Here is a 19,210-nt window from a genome sequence, read left to right on the forward strand (position 1 = left end):
AAGAAAAATGAGGTCAAATTACACACAATTATATATACATTATGTTTGGGCGACCTGGGATAGATTGCCCCTGATTACACCTGATATTCAGAAGCTAGTTTATGCAGCAATTATTAAGGAGTGTGAACAGTTGAAATGCACAGTGATTGCGGTGGGTGGCGTTGAGGATCATGTTCATCTGTTAACAGGCTTTCCGCCAACTCTGATTGTATCTGACTTGATTAAACAAATTAAGGGAAGTTCTTCTCATTTTATAACTCATGAAGTCAAGCCAGGTGAGTTTTTCAAATGGCAAGGAAGCTACGGCGCTTTCACGGTTAGTCATGATGCCATAGATAACGTAGCTAATTACATCAGAAACCAAGCTACTCACCATCTTCAAAAATCAATCATTTCCACCTGGGAACTTACTCCTGGATAACCTAAAAATCTCGTACTTAATTAGTCCGCGTAGGCGGACTTTGCCTGTGTAGCCGCGAATTCCATTCGCCTGGTATATTTTCTAGCCAAAGCCAAAGTATCCATCACATGATATTTCTTGAACTTGTACTACAAAACTTTGGTCCCTACAATGGACGTCAAGTTATCAACCTTAACCCACAAGACAATGATAATTCTCGCCCCATCATTTTATTAGGTGGAATGAACGGTGGTGGCAAAACAACTTTGATGGACGCGATTCGCCTCGCGCTGTATGGACCTCGTGCTCAATGTTCTAATCGTGGTAATTTAAGCTATAGTGATTTCCTTAGCCAATGTGTGAACAGCCATTGTGAGGCTATTGAGAAAACCCGAATTGAATTACTTTTTGAACACATTGAAAATGACAAGCCGATTAAATACCGTATCGTGCGAACTTGGGAAAAAAATCCAAAAGATGGTAAAGACAATTTAGGAATTTATGAATTAGATGCAAGACAAGAAGATTGGCTAAGAGAAGAATTAGTTAACACTTGGGACGATTACATTGAAAATCTACTCCCTTTAGGAATTTCTAATTTGTTTCTCTTTGATGGGGAACAAGTCAAGGAACTTGCAGAACAAGAAGTACCACCACCTATTGTCGCTGATGCAATTCGTGGACTTTTAGGGCTAGAGTTGGCAGAACGTTTAGCTGTTGATCTAGAAATTGTAGTCAACCGCAAACGTAAGGAAATAGCCGAGACGAAAGATTTGGTAAATATAGAAGAGATAGAAAAAAGACTCAAACAGCAACAAGCAGAATACGAAGAAAACAAGAACATAAATGAAAAATTAAAAATAGAATTACAAAAATCAGAAAAACAAAAACAAGAAGCGTTTGATAAATTTGTTTCTGAAGGCGGTAAACTCGCGGCGGAACGAAATCAGTTAGAACTACAAAAGAAGCAAAAAACTGCTGAGGTAGAACAAGCACGTCAGGGAATGTGTCAATTGGCTGATAGTATCTTACCACTCGCGTTGATTGAACCTCTACTAACTCAAACGCAACGCCAAGGAGAAAAAGAATTTCGCATTCAACAAGCACAGATAGCAAGAGATATCTTGTTTGAACGAGATAAACGTTTATTAAATTGGATGACTCAAGTAGGAATCACAGAAGAACAAGTTGAAAAAATCAAAATATTTCTGGAAGAAGATGAAGAGACATTGCGAGCCAATTTGATACAACCAGAAGAATCCTGGTTATTAGCTGACGCTGAAACTTTAAGTCAATTGGGTAATGTTTTCTACTACTTGCAAAATGACAAGAAGATAGCCAAGCAGCAAATTGGAATTCTCAAAAATAAGGAAGAAGAAATTATCACTCTGGAAAGACAAATACAGACAGCAGCCGAACCAGAAGCTTATAAACAGTTAGTTGATGCACTAGAAGCAGCACAAAATAAAGTTTCTCAAATTCAAGCAGCAAGCGTTGTCACAAAACGCCGCTGTGATGAATTAGAAGCTGAAATAAAAAATATCAAGAAAGACTTACAAGAATATACCAAGCAAAATATTGACCGCAAAAACTACGAACATATTATTGCCTCAGCAGATAAAGTTCAACAAACACTGAAGCTTTTTCGCGAAAAATTAACCTTGCGTAAACTAAACAAACTCGAAATCGAAGTCACCGAATGCTTCCGCTACCTCCTCCACAAATCAGACTTAGTGCATCGTATCGCCATTGACACTCACACCTTCAGCCTCTCGCTGTACGATTTACAAGGAAAACTCGTTTCAAAACATCGCCTCTCGGCAGGTGAAAAACAACTCTTAGCGATCGCCTTCCTTTGGGGATTAGCCCGTGTTTCTGGACGACGCTTACCAGTCGCAATTGATACACCTTTGGGCAGACTAGATTCTTCTCACCGCAGTAACCTAGTTGAACGTTACTTTCCATCAGCCAGCCATCAAGTCATTCTGCTTTCCACCGATACAGAGATAGGAGAAAAACAAGTCAAAATATTGCGAGAAAACGAGGCGATCGCCCGCGAATACCTCCTCAAATACAACTCATCCACCCGCCAAACAACAGTAGAACCAGGATATTTTTGGTAACTCTCTTCTTGTGATCTTCATCTTCGTGTTCTTCGCGCCTTTGCGGTTCGTTATTCTAAGACAACATGGAATCCCCCATAGATCGTATCAAACTCTCCCAAACAGCCAAAGACCAACTCCTCAAACTCAGACGCAACACCAAAATCGACCAATGGAACATCCTGTGTCGTTGGGCGTTTTGTCGTTCCCTCGCCGAACCAACTCCACCCTCACCCGTACCAATTCCTCAAGATAGCAACGTCGAAATGACATGGCGCGTCTTTGGCGGCGAAATCTCCGATATATTGCTACTCGCCCTCAAGCAACGCTGCTACAACGACGGCTTCCCAACAGACAAAGAAACCTTGGCAACACAATTTCGCCTCCACCTACATCGCGGTATTGGTTACTTAGCAGGCGATCCAAATATCAAGAAGATTGAAGATTTAGTTGAATTAGCGACCAAAAAGATATAAGGATTAACAAACCACAGATGCACACAGATGCTTATGATTGTGTTTGTCTGTGGTTCCTCTCAATATCCTTATGTCGTCAGAGAGTTACTTAGAAATAGAACGCCATAAAGCCGCTATTTTTCGCACTGACTTATCGAGACCTGTGCGATTGGCAATAGAATGGTCAATTATAAATAATGATACCACATTTTTTGACTACGGTTGTGGACACGGTGGCGATGTGCAGCGAGTCGCAAACCTAGGCTACACCAGCACTGGCTGGGATCCATACTACTACCCTGATATCCCGTGTATTTCTGCTGATGTCGTGAATTTGGGCTACATCCTGAACGTGATTGAAGACCCAGAAGAACGCCGCCAAGCCCTTTGCCAAGCCTGGGAACTTGCCCAAAAAGTCTTAATTGTTGCGGCTCAAATTTTGATAAATGCTCCCAGTAACGCTCAAATTGCTTATGGTGATGGTATCGTCACGAGTCGTAATACGTTTCAGAAATATTACGAGCAAGAAGAACTCAAAATATACATAGATGAAACCCTCAATGTCGATGCGGTACCAGTCGCACTTGGTGTGTATTTTATTTTTCGAGATGAAGCCGAAAAGGAAAAATTCAAAGCGATACGCTTTTTCTCTAGAACCTCAACACCAAGAGTCTGCATTCCTACGAAACGGTTTGAGGACTATAAAGAGATCTTGGAACCACTGATGGCTTTTTTTACTCTTCGTGGAAGACTTCCAGTCAAAGGCGAATTGGATAACGAACAGGAATTACTCGGTGAATTTGGGAACTTCCGCCGTGCTTTTGGTGTTGTTTTACAAGCGACTGATGAAGCAGAATGGGATGCGATCGCCTACCGTCGTTCTCTTGACATCCAAGTTTATCTTGCTTTGACTCACTTCGATAAACGTCCCTCTTGGCAAAAGTTATCACTAGAAATGCGCCATGACATCAAAGCTTTTTTTGGGAGTTATGAAGAAGCTTGCGAAGTTGCTGACGCTAAGCTTTTCAGTTTAGGGAAAACCGGAGTCGTGCAAAGAGTTTGCGAAAAAAGTAAAATTGGCAAACACACTCGTAGCGCCCTTTACATTCATATTTCTGTGCTTAGTGAACTCGACCCTTTGCTACGCATTTACGAAGGCTGCGCTAGTCGAACTATTGGGCGTGTCGATGACGCAACACTGATAAAGTTTTGTACAGATAAACCGATAATTTCTTACCTGTTTTACCCCCAATTCGATATTGATCCCCATCCAGCATTAAAAGCAAGTATCACTATCGATTTAAAAACTTTGCGCATAACTCACCGAGATTATGAACAAAGAGCAAATCCGCCAATTCTCCACCGAAAAGAAACATTTGTGACTTCTAACTACCCACTCTACCAAGAATTTGCTCAACTCACCCAACAAGAACAAGAACTAGATCTACTCAAGCATAAAAGCGAGATTGGTACTCGTGAAGGTTGGGCAAAATGTCTTGCAGAACATGGGGTAGAAATTAGAGGTCATCAAATTCATCTGGTTAACAAAAGTTAGGATTCAGCCAAAAAATAAAAAACGCCAACTGCGTAAGATTGTGGAACTTTGCGTGATGTCTTGACATCTTTGCCTGATATTACATCGTAAGTATGGCAAGATATTTAAAATTCTTTCACTTTAGGAGAAAAAAATAAAACAGTGCAAACAATCTCATCACTACTGCAAGTTTTTAAAAGCCGGAAGATGGCGGCTTTGGTGTTACTTGGTTTTTCATCCGGTTTACCTTTTTTGTTAACTGGTAACACTTTAAAAGCTTGGATGACTGGAGAGAATATCAATTTAGGGACTATTGGCTGGTTTAGTCTTGTCAGTTTGCCTTATTCGTTGAAATTTCTTTGGTCACCCTTACTAGATAGGTATAAGCTCCCAATTTTAGGACGGAGGCGGGGCTGGTTAATTGTAACGCAGATTGCTTTAGTTGTCGCGATCGCCCTGATGGCTGGGCAACAACCCGCCACAGCACTACAACTTTTAGCAATCAATGCGATCGCAATTGTTTTTTTGAGTGCTACCCAAGACATTGCTGCTGACGCTTACCGCACCGACACTTTAGAACCACTGGAAGTCGGTGCTGGTGCTGGTCTTTTCGTCTCTGGTTATCGAGTTGCGATTATAGTAGCAGGTGCGTTAGCCTTAATTCTTGCTGACCGTATGCCGTGGAAATCAGTTTACTTGTTAATGGCGCTTTTCATGGCAATTGGCATTTTTGGCACTTTACTCGCACCAGAACCAAAGAAAGTCAGTCCTCCAGATTCTTTAGCACAAGCGGTCATACTTCCATTTCGAGAATTTTTTCAGCGCCTAGGTGTATACCAAGCTCTATTTAGTTTAGCATTCATTGTACTTTATAAACTAGGCGATGCTTTCTTGAGCAATATGTCCACGCCATTTTTGCTCAAAACTGGCTTCACCAAAACTGATATTGGCGCTATTCAGATCGGGATGGGTTCAATTGCTACTATTGTTGGTGCCCTAGCAGGTGGTTCGATTTTGAGCAAAATCGGTATCAATCGCTCGCTTTGGGTCTTTGGGATTTTACAAGCATTGAGTAATTTAGTATACTTTTTTCTGGCTGTACTAGGTCAAAACTACCAATTTATGGTAATTGCCATCAATGTAGAAAACTTCTGTGGTGGTTTAGGAACAGCTGCCTTTCTCGGTTTTTTAATGAGTTTGTGCAATCAGCGTTTTTCGGCGACTCAATTTGCTTTACTATCTAGTTTAATGGCTGTCAGTCGTGATATTCTTGCAGCTCCAGCTGGTGCCCTAGCAGAAATTACGGGTTGGCAGATATTTTTCTTAATTAGCATTGCCGTGGCTGTACCAGGACTATTACTATTACCATTGTTTGCCCCTTGGAACCAAAAGCCAGCAGCAATGAAAAGACCAGGACTCGATAATGAAGAAGAGGATTTATGGGGCAGAAACTAATTATTTCTATCGCAACGGCTATTCTTTTAATTACCGGCGTCTTACTTGGCTACGTCCTCTCCCAGCTGGTTCTGGGATACTTGACGCCTAACCTACTAACTCTGTTAGGAACTTTCAGCCTGATTATAATTTTTGGTACACTTTATTACGTTTTGTTTTGGGAATTTAGAAGACAGCAGGCGCAGACTTCCCCAGCAGGAAGAACACGACCTTCTCGAAGAAATGAGCGAAATGAGCGTACACCTGATGCAAATCTCAAAAACAGACTTACCTCGTTAGCCGGTGACACTAATGCAGCCCAACGGCTAGTAGATCGTGTCAAGCAAGACTACCCTGGTATGCCAGAAAATTGGTATTGGGAAAAGGCGATCGCTGACTTGGAACGCGATCATCCAGCATCATAACTTGAACTTTGTTCAAGTGACCCTCGCTTCGCTCCAATTCAAAATTCAAAATTCAAAATTCAAAAATAATTAAATAATTTTTAATTTCTAGATTTTGAAATTCCATGAATTTTGGATTAAAGGTTTGGATTGGAGCAGTTGGTACAAGCCCCTTCATTTATGAATGGAGGTATAAAAAGCGCAGCATCATTATTTCAAGCCCCCGGATTTATGAGCCAGTGCTCGGCTAGAGTTCCCCGACTTGAAGCACCTGGCGTCCGTAGGGTCTTTAATTTTGAATTTTGAATTTTGAATTTTGAATTCCCCCGAAGGGGGGTTGACACTAACCACAGGTACTATTGCCCCCCTAGCCTTTCCCGATGTATCTATTCAAATTCAGCGCCTCATGGGTGTCAAAATAGCTTAAAAGTCGCTAAAATAAACGAAAAAAGTTTACAAAAATTAAGTAAAATTTTAAGAAATATCTACTGTTCGTTGCAAAATAGAAGTATGGCTATATTTCGTCAGTATATTGCCCCGTTGATTGTGGTACTAGTTTTTCTTATTGCTCTTGTAGCAGTGAGTGCCCGTATATTTTTACCATCTGATATGGCTGCACCAGCACCTGTTGAAGAAACTGGAGAAGTGTCAACTACATTGTCTACCTTCTTTCCCTCTTTAAGTGTCTGAAGAACTTCTACCAGGTTACATAATTCGCCGTGGATCTACCTTAGACAAGGCGCTACTGGTGAAGTTCATGCAACGAACTTACCAGGAAGCTTTTCCACAGCAAGATTTTTCTCATCTAGCGCAAACAGTCGAACAATACTTCTCCAGAGAAACTCCCCTTTGGTGGGTTGATTTTGTAGGAGTGGAACAAAGCAATTCAAAATCGCGTAGCGTTGCAAGCGTTGCAACGCAATCTCAAAATTCAAAATTAGAAGTCTCTCCTTCACTCCCCATCGCCTGTCTATGGGTAGGAAATGCCATAGATCAAATTCGGGGCGATCGCCATGCTCATATCTTTTTACTCTACGTGACGCCAGAACACCGACGACAAGGTATCGGGACAGCTTTAATGCGTTATGGAGAAAATTGGGCAAAAGCTAGAGGCGATCGCCAAATCGCATTACAAGTGTTTCAAACCAACACAGCCGCATTAAATCTTTATAATCAACTAAATTATCAAACTCAATCACTCTGGATGGTAAAATCTCTTGATGTCACAGAAAAATAGAGGTGTCAAATAATTTTTGTCCCTTACTCTCAAACTGAGAAATAAACTAGTGTTAGAAGTTTGACTTATTGCCACGGGGGATTATATGTTAATCCCTAACAGGGATTGAAACTATGTATGACGAAGACGACCATTACCTACTAGATGTCGAAACAGAGCTAGAAAGCCCTCTGGATCACATGGAACCGCTCACTGCCGAAACAGAGACGCCAAAGCCCAATCCAGAGCAGATGCTGGTATTATTAGAACATCCTCAACCGCAGCAAAGGATGCTCGCAGCGCGTGCTTTTTGTGATATAGAAGATGCTAGAGCGACTCCCCTGCTGATTCACTTGTTAAGTGATACCTGTCCTTTGGTACGGGTGAGTGCAGCGTATGGTATCGGACGCAACCCAAGCTTAGATGCTGTAGAACCGTTGATTGCTCAGTTAAACCGAGATTGGAATGGCTACGTGCGTAAAGGGGTTGTTTGGGCATTGGGAAACTGTCGCGATCGCCGTAGCTTAGCACCTCTAGCAGACGCTTTGAGAACCGATATTTCCGCAGTGCGTCTGTGGGCGGCTACCGCCTTGGCACAAATGGCAGATGTGGGATATGAGGCTGTTGTCGGAGCAATGCCCCCCTTGATTGAAGCCTTGGTACGAGATCCTGTAGCAGCAGTACGGAGTAATTGTGCTTGGACAATTGGACAACTCTGCCGCGAGCTCCCTTCTAACGTCGTTTATGCTACTGCTATTGATGCACTGATTCAAGCCTTTGCCGAAGACAAAGATTTGGGAGTACGAGAAGATTCTAAAGCCGCCCTTTTGGGAGTTGGTGACCCCCGTGGACTTCAGTTGATTGAAACTCTCGAACAAGAAGGATGGTTTTAACAATTGTCAGTTATCAAGGAAGCGCAGTACCAGTTACCAGTTATCAGTTATCGCTGTTCACTGTTTACTGGTCACTGTGTACTCTACTAACTCCCCTTATACTGAATCCGATAAATACGGTTATTTGCTTCTTCAGTGACTAAAAGACTACCATCAGGCAAAACGAGTAAGCCCACAGGACGTCCCCAAGTTTTTGGTCCAGCAGGGTCTAGGAGAAATCCAGTCAGAAAGTCTTCATAGTAACCTTGCGGTCGTCCTTTGGTGTCGAATGGTACAAATACAACTTTATATCCAGTGCCGCGATCGCGGTTCCAAGAACCACGAAAGGCAACAAAAGCACCATTACGATACTTTTCAGGGAATGTTTGACCGTCATAAAACTGCAATCCTAATGCAGCTGAGTGCGCTTGAAATAGCACATCTGGTGTACGAGTCAGACGTGCTAAATCAGGTCGCTTACTCGCACCACCCGACTTCTGACGTGGATCGAGGTTTTTAGGTGTTAGGTAGGTATAAGGCCAACCATAGAATTCTCCCTGCTGAATGCGTGTCAAGTAATCTGGTACTAAGTCATCACCTATACCATCACGCTCATTAACAGTAGCGTAAAGTTCTTTAGTCACAGGGTGAAAATCCAAACCAATAGGGTTACGTAAGCCAGAAGCAAAAGTTTGCTGCTGGGAACCATCCAGGTTCATGATTTGCACTGAAGCCCGTGGTAATTCTTCTTCATCTACATTAGATTCAGAACCAACAGAAACATAGAGTTTTTTCTCATCGGGTGAGACTACCACGTTACGTGTCCAGTGCTGATTGTAACCACCACCAGGAAGGTCAGCAATTTTTTGACCAGTACCACTCAGTTGCTGTTGACCTTTTTGATAAGGAAATCGCACTACAGCATTCGTATTGCCCAAAAAGAAAGAATCACCCCCAAAACTCATCCCAAAAGGAATATTGACTCCGTTGGCTTGTGTGGCAAATGTCTGTTTGACATCAGCCACGCCATCGCTGTTGGTATCCCGTAGTAAACGAATACGATTTTGCCTTGTCTCAGTGACTAACACATCACCGTTGGGAGTTAAAGCTAACCAGCGAGGTGCATCCAAACCATCAGCAAAAACGTTGACCACAAAGCCAGATGGTACACGCAGAGTCGGATTTTCAGGAATTGAGACTACCTGAGGTGACTTTGAAGCACTATCAGTGGCGTAAGGTTGTGGCAAATCAGCAACATTAATACGGATGGGTGTCGGTGAAAATGGTTCTGTACGAATACCATTTTCCATTTGTGTAGAACTCTGTGCTAGTTGAGCAGAAGGTGAAGATTGAAGTGTCGGTTCTTCTTCGGACGCACGAGTCTGGTTACAGGCTGCTGCTGTAGTCAGTAGCAGAAAAAGCAGCAAGCAACGCAGATGTTTCATGGTAGAAATGTCAATAATGATGCACAGCTCCTTAAAGTTAGACCAAAAATTCTAAAACTGTCACCATTCCAAAGTCCGATATTATCAATTATCAGTTATCAGTTACCAGTTACCAGTTATCAGGTAGGAAAGGGACTCGTCCACCCCTTGTTTACTGTGTACTGTGTACTGTGTACTGTGTACTGATGTCATCATGACTTCATAGCCGCTTCCCCAAGTTCACTTGGTCGCACACTCAACTGTTGAGTTTGTTCACCCCGTTGTACCTTGATTTGTAAAGGCTGGTTGATTCGACTCTGTTCTACCAAGCCTTGCAATTGCTCAGCTGTTGTTATCGCTTGTTCATCAACTTGGGTAATCACATCTCCCCGACGCACACCAGCAGTAGCAGCAGGACTGTTGGGCATCACTTGTACTACCAATACACCATTGGTTTCTGGTAATATTATTGTCGTATTGGGGTCGCTATTAGATTGTTTTGCTAATTCTGGTGTGAGAGTCACCATCCGAACACCAATATAAGGATGCGAGATTTTCTGACCACTCGCCAAAGCATCTTTAATCACCTTGGCTTTGTCAATAGGAATAGCAAACCCAATTCCCTGAGCATCAGCACGAATCGCTGTATTAATCCCAATAACTTCACCTTGTTCATTAACTAAGGGACCACCAGAGTTACCAGGATTGATAGCAGCATCAGTTTGGATAAAGTCCAAGCGTTTATCTGGGATACCAACTTGAGCACTAGAGCGATTCAACGTGCTGATAATACCCAAAGTCACAGTATTATCTAATCCTAACGGATTGCCGACTGCGATCGCCCAATCACCCACTTGCAAATCCTTAGAGTTACCAAGAGGAGCAACTGGCAAATTGTTTCCATCAATTTTGACAACTGCCAAATCTGAAGGCTCATCCACCCCTTTCACCTCTCCTTTTAACTTGCGTCCATCCTTGAGGGTAACGGTAACAGAATCAGCACCACTGACAACATGAGCATTCGTGAGAATCATGCCATTGGGGTCAATAATAAAACCAGATCCTTCTCCGCGTTGATGGTACTCTTGAGGCACCCTAGAGAAATCATTACCAAAAAAATCCCGGAAAAAAGGGTCACTAAAAAACGGGTCAGGCGTACGCATAGTGATTGTACGCTCCGTATCAATTCTTACAACTGCTGGTCCGACTCGATTGACAGCAGCACTCACGAAACTGCGGATAGAAGCTTTTTGAGAGGTTGCTGCTGGAGGTGTGGTTGTTTCTACCGTGGGAGTGATGGGTGCAACAGCACTAGGTGGAGACGAGTGCTTAAGAATTTGTAAGTTAGGAAATGCCCATAAAGTCGTCAAGGTTAAACCCACACTCAAGACAGCAACCAGAGCATAACTAGTCAACTTAAGCAAGAGGGGAGAGAAACGTTGTTCTTGTGAAGATGACAAAGACATAGTAATTTGTGCGATCGCAAACAGTTATAGGTTGCGTGAACCCGAAGAATCAAGTTTTTTTTGACAACCCATCAAAATTGTGTACTTGGATTTAAAAAAAAATCAGTGTCGATAATATCGGCACCTTTACGACTATTATGACTGGTGAATGTGTTGTTCAGCGTGCTAGCAATATCTAGTTTTCAGCCTGAGTGAGTTCAATCGCTGTTCTCTGGTCACCAAACGTAAGCTATGAACATCAGGCGAAATCTGGGCTACCAGAGTTGTTTAACTCTTAAGAGTTAAACTGCAAAAGCTACAGTCTTTTTCTTTGCTTTTATAGGCAAAATAAAGGTTTTCGGGTTAGTACCGTGTGTCAAAAACAACATAAAATTTTCTGAGTGCAAGATCTGAATCAACATTGAAGCAATTTGTGATAAACAAGCAGTAGAAAAAAGCAATCGGAAACTGCTATGAAAGTTTGGGAAGTTCACTCAAAAGAAGGTTTAGATGCATTGACACTGGTTGAAAAACCAGAACCACAACCAAAAGCAGGACAAATCCTACTGAAAATGCGTGCGGCTTCACTCAATTATCGGGACTTGTTAACTGTCAAAGGCGCATATGGTTCTAAGCAAAAGCTACCGTTTGTTCCACTTTCTGATGGTGTAGGGGAAGTGGTTGCTGTTGGCGAGAAAGTGAGTAGAGTTAAAGTAGGCGATCGCGTCGCTGGTATCTTCATGCAAACCTGGTTAGAAGGAGAATTTTCAGCAGATAAATCAAAATCAGCATTGGGTGGAGCGATTGATGGTATCTTAGCTGAGTACGTGACACTTGATGAAGACGGCGTTGTTCATGTCCCAAAACATCTTTCTGACGAGGAAGCAGCATCATTACCTTGTGCAGCAGTCACTGCTTGGAACGCCTTAACAACAGATGGTAAACTCAAAGCTGGCGACACTATCCTCATACAAGGTACAGGAGGAGTGTCTATATTTGCGTTGCAGTTTGGTAAAATAATGGGGGCGCAAGTCATTGCCACTTCCAGCAGCGACTTAAAGTTAGATAAATTAAAGCAACTTGGAGCATCCGAAGTCATCAATTACAAAACCACACCAAACTGGGATGAAAAAGTTTGGGAACTGACAAATCAGGTGGGTGTTGACCGTATTATTGAAGTTGGTGGTGCAGAAACCTTCAATAAATCGCTACGTGCTGTTCGCTACGGCGGGCATATCAGTCTGATTGGAGTGCTTTCTGGATTCAGCGCAGATGTTAGTACAGTGTCGATTCTGCACAAAGGGATGACTGTACAAGGTATCTACGTAGGTAGTCGCGCCATGTTTGAGGCAATGAACCGAGCAATTGCTTTACATGATATCAAACCTATTGTTGATCGAGTGTTCCCCTTTGAAGAAGCGCGCCAGGCGTTAGAGTATATGGAAAGTGGAGCACATTTCGGTAAAATTGCGCTGCGCTTTTAGGAACAAGACTCAACAGATTTTTGTGAAAAGTTAACTCTTTAGAAGAATTTATCATGGCAAAGTTTTTCAAATTCTTTGCCACTTTTTCTGTCAATAGAAAGATTAATTCCTTTTATAGTACAAACATAATTAACGGGTGTAAAACATCAAATAGGAGAAAACCCGTGACTGACGAGTTGAAAAAAAGTGACAAAGTGAAGTGGAAGACATCGCAAGGTGAAACGACTGGTGAGGTGGAAAAGAAACTCACTTCACCGACACAAATTAAAGGACATCGTGTCGCCGCCTCAAAAGATAACCCAGAGTACTTGGTAAAAAGTGACAAAACTGGAAAAGAAGCAGCTCACAAACCTGATTCTTTAGAGAAAATTGAGGAGTCATGAACGTTATGAGTACAGATGTTAAATCAGTGGTTGACGAGTTTTACTCGTCAGTTAATATGACAGCAAAGGAACTGCAATCTTGGCTAGAAACAAAAGAGTCTCAATCGGTTGGACAAAAAAAAGGAGATGATGAATCCATAGGACATAAATCCGGTAGGTATATCGTCGAACTACTACAAAATAAAAAAGATGATTACACTGATGATGAAATCTCACACATGAAAAAAGTCATCAGTTATATCCATCGTCATTGCGCACAACAACCTGATGGTGATGTTGAGCATACTCACTGGCGCTACTCTTTAATGAATTGGGGACATGACCCGCTAAAATGAGAGATGAATTCAGCAATTCTTGAGTCAGTCGTCAGGAGTAGAATAGCCTTCATACCTGACGCGTGAAGTCTAGGTTCTGTACCTCACGCACGAACAAACTGCTGTAGAAAAGATAGCACAAAGTGCAAAACTTTTGACAAGCAACAAATTTACGAGTGTGCAAAGACTTAAATATTTAAGTAGGCTCAAATACACGGAAGTACGACTTGCACAACTGTTTTTTCTCCTAGCTGACTGTGGATGTGCAATTTTCCTCCGTGTAACTCAGCTATACGTTTAGCGATGATTAAACCTAAACCTGAACCTTGTTGTTCATAAAGTTGGCGCTCAAATTGTCGATATGCTCCCAATTCAGCAATTTGAGCAGCTGTCATACCTCGTCCGTAGTCAGTTAGTGAGATAATCAGTTGATGATTAACCAAAGTACTTTTCAGATGAACTCTTGTTCCTGATGTTGAAAACTTAAAAGCATTATCAATTAACTCTTCAATTATTTTATAAAGTTTTGTCTCGCAAATTTGTAGACAACAGCAACTTTGTAAGTCAACTTGTAAATCTGTATAACGTCCTACTTGTTGAGCTTTTTCAGCCATTAATTTTTCCAACGCCATTGAAGGGAAAAGCGTTTTATGGCTTTGCAACTGTTGCATTCGTTTTGGATCTGTTGCTAGAATTTCGAGTTCTGTATAAAGTAAAAAATTCTGAACTAATCTGTATAAGCGTTGTCCTGACTTATAAATTCCTTCTGCCATCTCACAAATTTCCTGTCGAGAAAGAGTCTCGACTTCTTTCATTAAAAGTTCAGAAAAACCCAAAATACCATTCAGTGGTGTTCTCATTTCGTGAGGAAGAGACTTGGTAATACTATTACGCAAATCATCCAGCCTTTTTTGTGATTGTTGATGAATGATAAGTTGTTTTTCTAATCGGGAGGAAATTGCAGCAAGTAGTTCTGCACGGGTAAAAGGCTTTGTTAAATAATCATCAGCTCCCAACTTCATCCCTTGGCGAAAGCTAGCTTTATCACTTTTAGCTGTTAAAAAAATCAATGGAATCGTCGCTGTTGTCGGTTGTTGACGTAATATATTTAAAACGCCATAACCATCTAATCCTGGCATCATCACGTCACAAAGAATCAAGTCAGGGATTTCTTCTTGAGCTAACTTGACACCAATCTGACCATTTTCTGCAGAAATGACATTAAAATCTTCATAAGTTAGTAATTCTAAAAGATTCTGTCTGACACTTATCTCATCTTCTATGACCAGAATTTTATACATATTCAATCAAGCTTAATTAATGAAAAATTTTAGATTTTTGGTTTCGTTGACCACTACTTATTATTCACTTGATAACACTTGATAAGTAGTAAATAGCCATCATTGCGTACACCAAAACACATGAAAATAAGGAGTCAGGAGCGTTTTCCTTGCCTACGCTTCGCCTCCGGTTAGGAGGAAATGCGGAATTTTATCTCCTGACTTGGTGGATTCTGAATTCTATTTTCAAGCTAGGTGAACAGAATAAAATATAAAATGCAACCCAATTAAATCCTCTCAAAAAAAGGTTTTTTTTCTACTTTATACTCATGGCTTTGAAACTGATTATAGATTTTTTAAAACCTACACACTTAACCGTTTTTTAGCAAATAAAATCTTTTCAAACTCTGCTACTGGTAATGGAAAACTGAAGAGAAATCCTTGGATAGCGTCACATTTATATTGGCGCAAAAAATTAAGTTCTTGTTCCGTTTCTACACCTTCAGCAACTGTATGAAGATTGAGATTATGTGCCATTTGAATTAATGCCGTTGTAATGACTGCTTTCTGTGAGTCATTTGCAATATCTTGAATAAAATATCTGTCTATTTTTAAAGTATGAATCGGTAATAGCTTTAAATAACTTAAAGAAGAATATCCAGCCCCAAAATCATCAATAGCAATTTTGACACCAAAAGAATGAACTTCTTTCATAGTAGAAATTGCTCGATTGATATCTTGCATAATTATGTTCTCTGTTAATTCTAGTTCTAAGCAATCTGGAACTAAATTGTTTGCTAATAAAAGATTGATAACTTTTTGACTAAAATTAGGTTGATTTAATTGATGTGCTGATAAATTAACAGCTATGCGTAACTCTGTTAATCCTGCATTATGCCAGAGCTTTGTTTGTTGACAAACACTCTTTAATACCCAATCACTAATAGGTAGAATTAAACCAGTAGATTCTGCCAAAGGAATCAATTCTGTAGGAGTCACCATTCCTAATTTGGGATGTTGCCAACGTAATAAACTTTCAGCAGCGATGATTCTACCAGAACGAACATCGACTATTGGTTGATAGTAAACTAGAAATTGTTGAAAATCTCCCTGCTCTATAGTACGACGTAAATACATTTCCATCATTTGTACTTTAGGAGAGAATGTCTGCGCCTCCAATTTTGTACAGACTCGCTTTATGAAAGTTGCTTGCTTTGCTAAGCGGCTTGTGATTGCATTTAATAATTCTGTACGAGTAAATGGTTTAGTCAGATAATCATCAGCACCTAAATCCATCCCTTGACGAAAATCAGATCTCGCAGATTTTGCTGTGAGAAAAATAAATGGAATAGTTGCTGTGACTGCTTCTTCACGTAATGTTGTCAGTACACCATAACCATCAATTTCTGGCATCATTAAGTCACATAAAATTAAATCGGGGACTTCAGAAACTGCTAACTCTAGCCCGATACGCCCATTCGGAGCAGCAATAGTTTCAAACTCTTCTGCAGCTAACAAATCTATAATATTTTCTCGTACTAATTTTTCGTCTTCAATGACTAAAATTTTGGTCATGATTTGCCTCTGATTATGCATGATAGTTTAACGGCAGAGTTACAGTGAATATTGTTCCCACTCCAATTTCACTTTTTACCGTAATTTCACCATGATGGGTTTCCACGCAGTTTTTTACAATTGCCAATCCTAACCCCGTACCTTGGATGTTCGCAACATTCGTCCCTCTGTGAAAAGACTCAAATAGGTGAGGTAAGTCTTCTGGTGGAATACCTATTCCTTGATCTTGAATTGTAAAGACTGCTAGCTCATCATGGAATGTCAGAGTAAATCTGACTGTACTACCAGTTGGAGAATATTTAATTCCATTCGAGAGTAAGTTACTCAGAATATGCCCTAGCAATTTTTCATCCATACAAGATGGCATGGAATCAAATTGACTGCTAAAGTGAATGGCATATTGATGATTGATATTTAGTTGTAATTCTTCTACTAGATAATGACAGTATTCGACTAAATCTAAGGGCACAGGTATAAAATCTAATTTTCCTGCTTCTACTTTACCAATCACCAAGATATTGTTTAACATCTCAGTCATACGCTTGACAGCAGTTTGAATGCGATGCAAGTGAGAAACTTGTTTTTCCTCAGTCCATCTATGACGATAGTGTTCTAATAATTCTGATGAAGAAAGAATAGTGCTGAGAGGCGTGCGGAATTCATGAGAAGTCATTGAGACAAAGCGAGATTTCAATTCATTCAGTTCTTTTTCTTTGTGCAGCGCAGCTTTTAATTCTTCTTCTAGTTGCTTGCGTTGTGTGATATCAGTTTGAATACTAATATAATGAGTGAATTTACCACAATTATCATAAACCGGAGAAATACTGACTTCACTCCAAAAGAGAGTACCATCTTTACGATAGTTACGTAAAACGACGGTACAACTTTTTCCTTGGGCGATCGCATCCTGTAACTCAGCCATACCCGGTTGATCGATATCACAGCCGTGGAGAAAACTGTAGTTTTTGCCAATCACCTCCTGTATTGAATAACCAGTGATTTCCTCCAATGCTGGATTAGCATATATAATGGGCGAGTCTGGCATTGTCACATCAGCGATGATGATCCCATTGCTGCTAGCTGCGATCGCGCGATCGCGCAGTTGTAAACTTTCTTCTGCTTGCTTGCGTTCAGTAATATCTTCAAAAGTGCCAAGAACCCCGATCACATTTCCTTGATGATCGTGAAGTGGGATTTTACTCGCCTCCAGCCAAGCTTGTTTACCATCTTTTCGGATGTGGCGAAAGATAACATCATATTCGGGCGTATCAGTCAGCATCACCCTCAGGTCAGATTCATAGTACAAGTCTGCCTCTTGTTCATTAACTAATAAATCGTAGTCAGTCTTACCCACAATATCTTCTGGACTCTCAAGACCAACCATTTCGGCAAAGATGCGATTACAACCTAAGTACGCGGAAGCTGTGTCTTTCCAAAAGATACTTTGGGGGATATTATCCATGATGAACTGCAACATTTCCTGTGATTGTCGCAATTGCTCTTCTACATACAGACGATCAGTCATTTCAAAAATGAGCTGCTTATTCATTTCTTTGACAGCCCTTGTTCGTTCCTCAACTCGCATTTCCAGTTCTGCTTGTACCTGTTGTAGTGTTGCTTCTGTCTGCATACGTTCAGTAATATCTATAGAGCAGCCAATGTAACCAATAAAGCTGCCATCAGACCCAAATCTTGGAACACCCATGTTGAGCAGCGAATGATACTCTTGATCTGGACACAAATAACGACAGATATACTGGAAACGTTGATGGTTTTTGAATGCTGCTTCGTATGTATCGAAATAGCGCTGTTTATCTTCAGGATGAATTCCTTCTACACAACCTTCACCTAGTAACTCTTCCAAAGGACGTCCTGTAAATTCCACACAGGATTGGTTGAGGAATGTATTCAAGTTATTAGCATCCCTCATCCAAATCAGTATGGGTAACTCATTTGCCAGTTTGCTGAATGGCTCCTCACTCTCAGGCAATGCCTGAGTAGCTGTTTCTGCCAACCCTTTGTCAGATTCTGGGCAGTCAGACGAACTTGATAGAGTTCCCTGTGCTTGTTGTTCTAGAGATTGACAAATACTTTCATATGTGCATAAGCCCACAACTTGACCTTGCTCATCAACGAGTGGTACACAAAACAAATGATGTTGGCGTAAAAATGACAGTATAAATACTACATTAGAAACATCAGAGCGTTTTAGGGTGAGTACTGAAGTCGTCATGACATCGGACACTTTTGCAGTGTGTAGATTGATGTCACACAACAGAAGCCGTAATGCATTATGCTCTGTAAAGCACCCCACTATTTGCCGATTCTCAACTATCAACACACACCTTGCTTGCGGTTGACACTTCCTCATCACAGCAATGACATCTGATAAGAGTGTATCAGGTGCAACAGTTAAGGGAAAAAAGTCAATTGCAGAGTCTAACAATGGCAATGAGAGAAATTGAGCAAAGGTGGACATAATACCAATTCAAAATTCAAAATGTGCTGCGCACCGCTGCGCTAACAAAATTCGTCTTGAAAAGTTTTGCGCCGGGAAACCCGGACGCGCAAACTTTTCGCAAAATGAAGAAAACCAAACATCACAAGGGTTTGAGAGTGTGTATCAGTCGCATTCTTTTTTTAAATTGGTATAAATGTTTGCAATCATCTAGTAGCACGAAATTGTTTTATATCTATAAAGTTATGTATAGAGCTACTTTCCATACACTCCTATTCATATGGTGTTTGTAAGTAATTTTTGGCATATTTTTTCGGAAAATAGTGGAGATTTATACTATTTTTACTCCGACTTCATATTTAAGAGAAGTAGGGGTGTAGGGGAAGATAGGGAAGTCGGGGAAGATGGGGAAGTCGGGGAAGTTGGGGAA

Annotated in this window: 17 protein-coding genes; 12 read left to right on the forward strand and 5 right to left on the reverse strand. The window is 41.0% G+C overall.

Features of this window, described 5'->3' with window-relative positions; translation table 11 throughout:
- Positions 1-7: 7 nt before the first annotated feature.
- The 9 genes from tnpA (at position 8) to DP117_RS14350 (ending at position 8,438) form a co-directional block, all read left to right on the forward strand.
- Complete coding sequence (gene tnpA / locus DP117_RS14310) at positions 8-421, forward strand: IS200/IS605 family transposase (protein WP_169218968.1); 414 nt, start codon at positions 8-10, stop codon at positions 419-421.
- 107 nt (positions 422-528) lie between these two features.
- Entirely contained in the window at positions 529-2,523 is a 1,995-nt protein-coding gene (dndD, locus tag DP117_RS14315; RefSeq protein WP_169218969.1) for a DNA sulfur modification protein DndD, read from the forward strand.
- A 65-nt stretch (positions 2,524-2,588) separates the two neighbouring features.
- Complete coding sequence (dndE, locus tag DP117_RS14320; protein ID WP_169218970.1) at positions 2,589-2,978, forward strand: DNA sulfur modification protein DndE; 390 nt, start codon at positions 2,589-2,591, stop codon at positions 2,976-2,978.
- Positions 2,979-3,048: 70 nt separating this feature from the next.
- Entirely contained in the window at positions 3,049-4,512 is a 1,464-nt protein-coding gene (locus DP117_RS14325) for a DNA phosphorothioation-associated putative methyltransferase (protein ID WP_169218971.1), read from the forward strand.
- A gap of 141 nt (positions 4,513-4,653) precedes the next feature.
- Entirely contained in the window at positions 4,654-5,946 is a 1,293-nt protein-coding gene (locus DP117_RS14330) for an AmpG family muropeptide MFS transporter (protein WP_339381245.1), read from the forward strand.
- Positions 5,931-6,350 (forward strand): ABC transporter permease, encoded by a 420-nt coding sequence (locus DP117_RS14335; RefSeq protein WP_169218972.1) that lies wholly within the window; start codon positions 5,931-5,933, stop codon positions 6,348-6,350. Before DP117_RS14330 ends, DP117_RS14335 begins: the two co-directional genes overlap by 16 nt.
- Before the next feature lie 489 nt (positions 6,351-6,839).
- A complete protein-coding gene (locus DP117_RS14340; RefSeq protein WP_169218973.1) occupies positions 6,840-7,019 on the forward strand; it encodes a hypothetical protein in 180 nt (59 codons plus the stop codon).
- 67 nt (positions 7,020-7,086) lie between these two features.
- Positions 7,087-7,566 carry a GNAT family N-acetyltransferase gene (locus DP117_RS14345; protein WP_169218974.1) on the forward strand — a complete coding sequence of 160 codons (480 nt, stop codon included), beginning with the start codon at positions 7,087-7,089 and terminating at the stop codon, positions 7,564-7,566.
- A 113-nt stretch (positions 7,567-7,679) separates the two neighbouring features.
- Positions 7,680-8,438, forward strand: coding sequence for a HEAT repeat domain-containing protein (locus tag DP117_RS14350; protein WP_169218975.1), 759 nt, complete (start codon positions 7,680-7,682; stop codon positions 8,436-8,438).
- 86 nt (positions 8,439-8,524) lie between these two features.
- On the opposite strand, the gene DP117_RS14355 is transcribed toward DP117_RS14350, so the two are convergent.
- Both DP117_RS14355 and DP117_RS14360 read right to left on the reverse strand, forming a co-directional pair.
- Positions 8,525-9,862: a sorbosone dehydrogenase family protein gene (locus tag DP117_RS14355; RefSeq protein ID WP_169218976.1), complete on the reverse strand. Its 1,338-nt coding sequence runs from the start codon at positions 9,860-9,862 to the stop codon at positions 8,525-8,527.
- 191 nt (positions 9,863-10,053) lie between these two features.
- A complete protein-coding gene (locus tag DP117_RS14360) occupies positions 10,054-11,307 on the reverse strand; it encodes an HhoA/HhoB/HtrA family serine endopeptidase (protein WP_169218977.1) in 1,254 nt (417 codons plus the stop codon).
- A gap of 452 nt (positions 11,308-11,759) precedes the next feature.
- Between DP117_RS14360 and DP117_RS14365 the strand changes: the two genes are divergently transcribed.
- From DP117_RS14365 to DP117_RS14375, 3 genes are all read left to right on the forward strand, one after another.
- The gene (locus DP117_RS14365) at positions 11,760-12,770 is read left to right on the forward strand and encodes an NAD(P)-dependent alcohol dehydrogenase (RefSeq protein ID WP_169218978.1); all 1,011 of its coding nucleotides are present in this window, start codon (positions 11,760-11,762) and stop codon (positions 12,768-12,770) included.
- Between the two features lie 164 nt (positions 12,771-12,934).
- Positions 12,935-13,153, forward strand: coding sequence for a DUF2945 domain-containing protein (locus DP117_RS36220; RefSeq protein ID WP_169218979.1), 219 nt, complete (start codon positions 12,935-12,937; stop codon positions 13,151-13,153).
- A gap of 5 nt (positions 13,154-13,158) precedes the next feature.
- Positions 13,159-13,488 carry a DUF3140 domain-containing protein gene (locus DP117_RS14375; protein ID WP_169218980.1) on the forward strand — a complete coding sequence of 110 codons (330 nt, stop codon included), beginning with the start codon at positions 13,159-13,161 and terminating at the stop codon, positions 13,486-13,488.
- 185 nt (positions 13,489-13,673) lie between these two features.
- Here the strand turns inward: DP117_RS14375 and DP117_RS14380 are convergent, their stop codons facing one another.
- From DP117_RS14380 to DP117_RS14390, 3 genes are all read right to left on the reverse strand, one after another.
- Positions 13,674-14,768, reverse strand: a complete 1,095-nt coding sequence (locus tag DP117_RS14380; RefSeq protein WP_169218981.1) for a hybrid sensor histidine kinase/response regulator — start codon at positions 14,766-14,768, stop codon at positions 13,674-13,676.
- Between the two features lie 342 nt (positions 14,769-15,110).
- A complete protein-coding gene (locus DP117_RS14385) occupies positions 15,111-16,322 on the reverse strand; it encodes an EAL domain-containing response regulator (protein ID WP_169218982.1) in 1,212 nt (403 codons plus the stop codon).
- Positions 16,323-16,335: 13 nt separating this feature from the next.
- On the reverse strand, positions 16,336-18,801 hold the full coding sequence (locus DP117_RS14390; RefSeq protein ID WP_169218983.1) for a PAS domain S-box protein: 2,466 nt from the start codon (positions 18,799-18,801) through the stop codon (positions 16,336-16,338).
- Positions 18,802-19,210 lie beyond the last annotated feature (409 nt).

Source organism: Brasilonema sp. UFV-L1 (assembly GCF_012912105.1).
Taxonomy (GTDB): domain Bacteria; phylum Cyanobacteriota; class Cyanobacteriia; order Cyanobacteriales; family Nostocaceae; genus Brasilonema.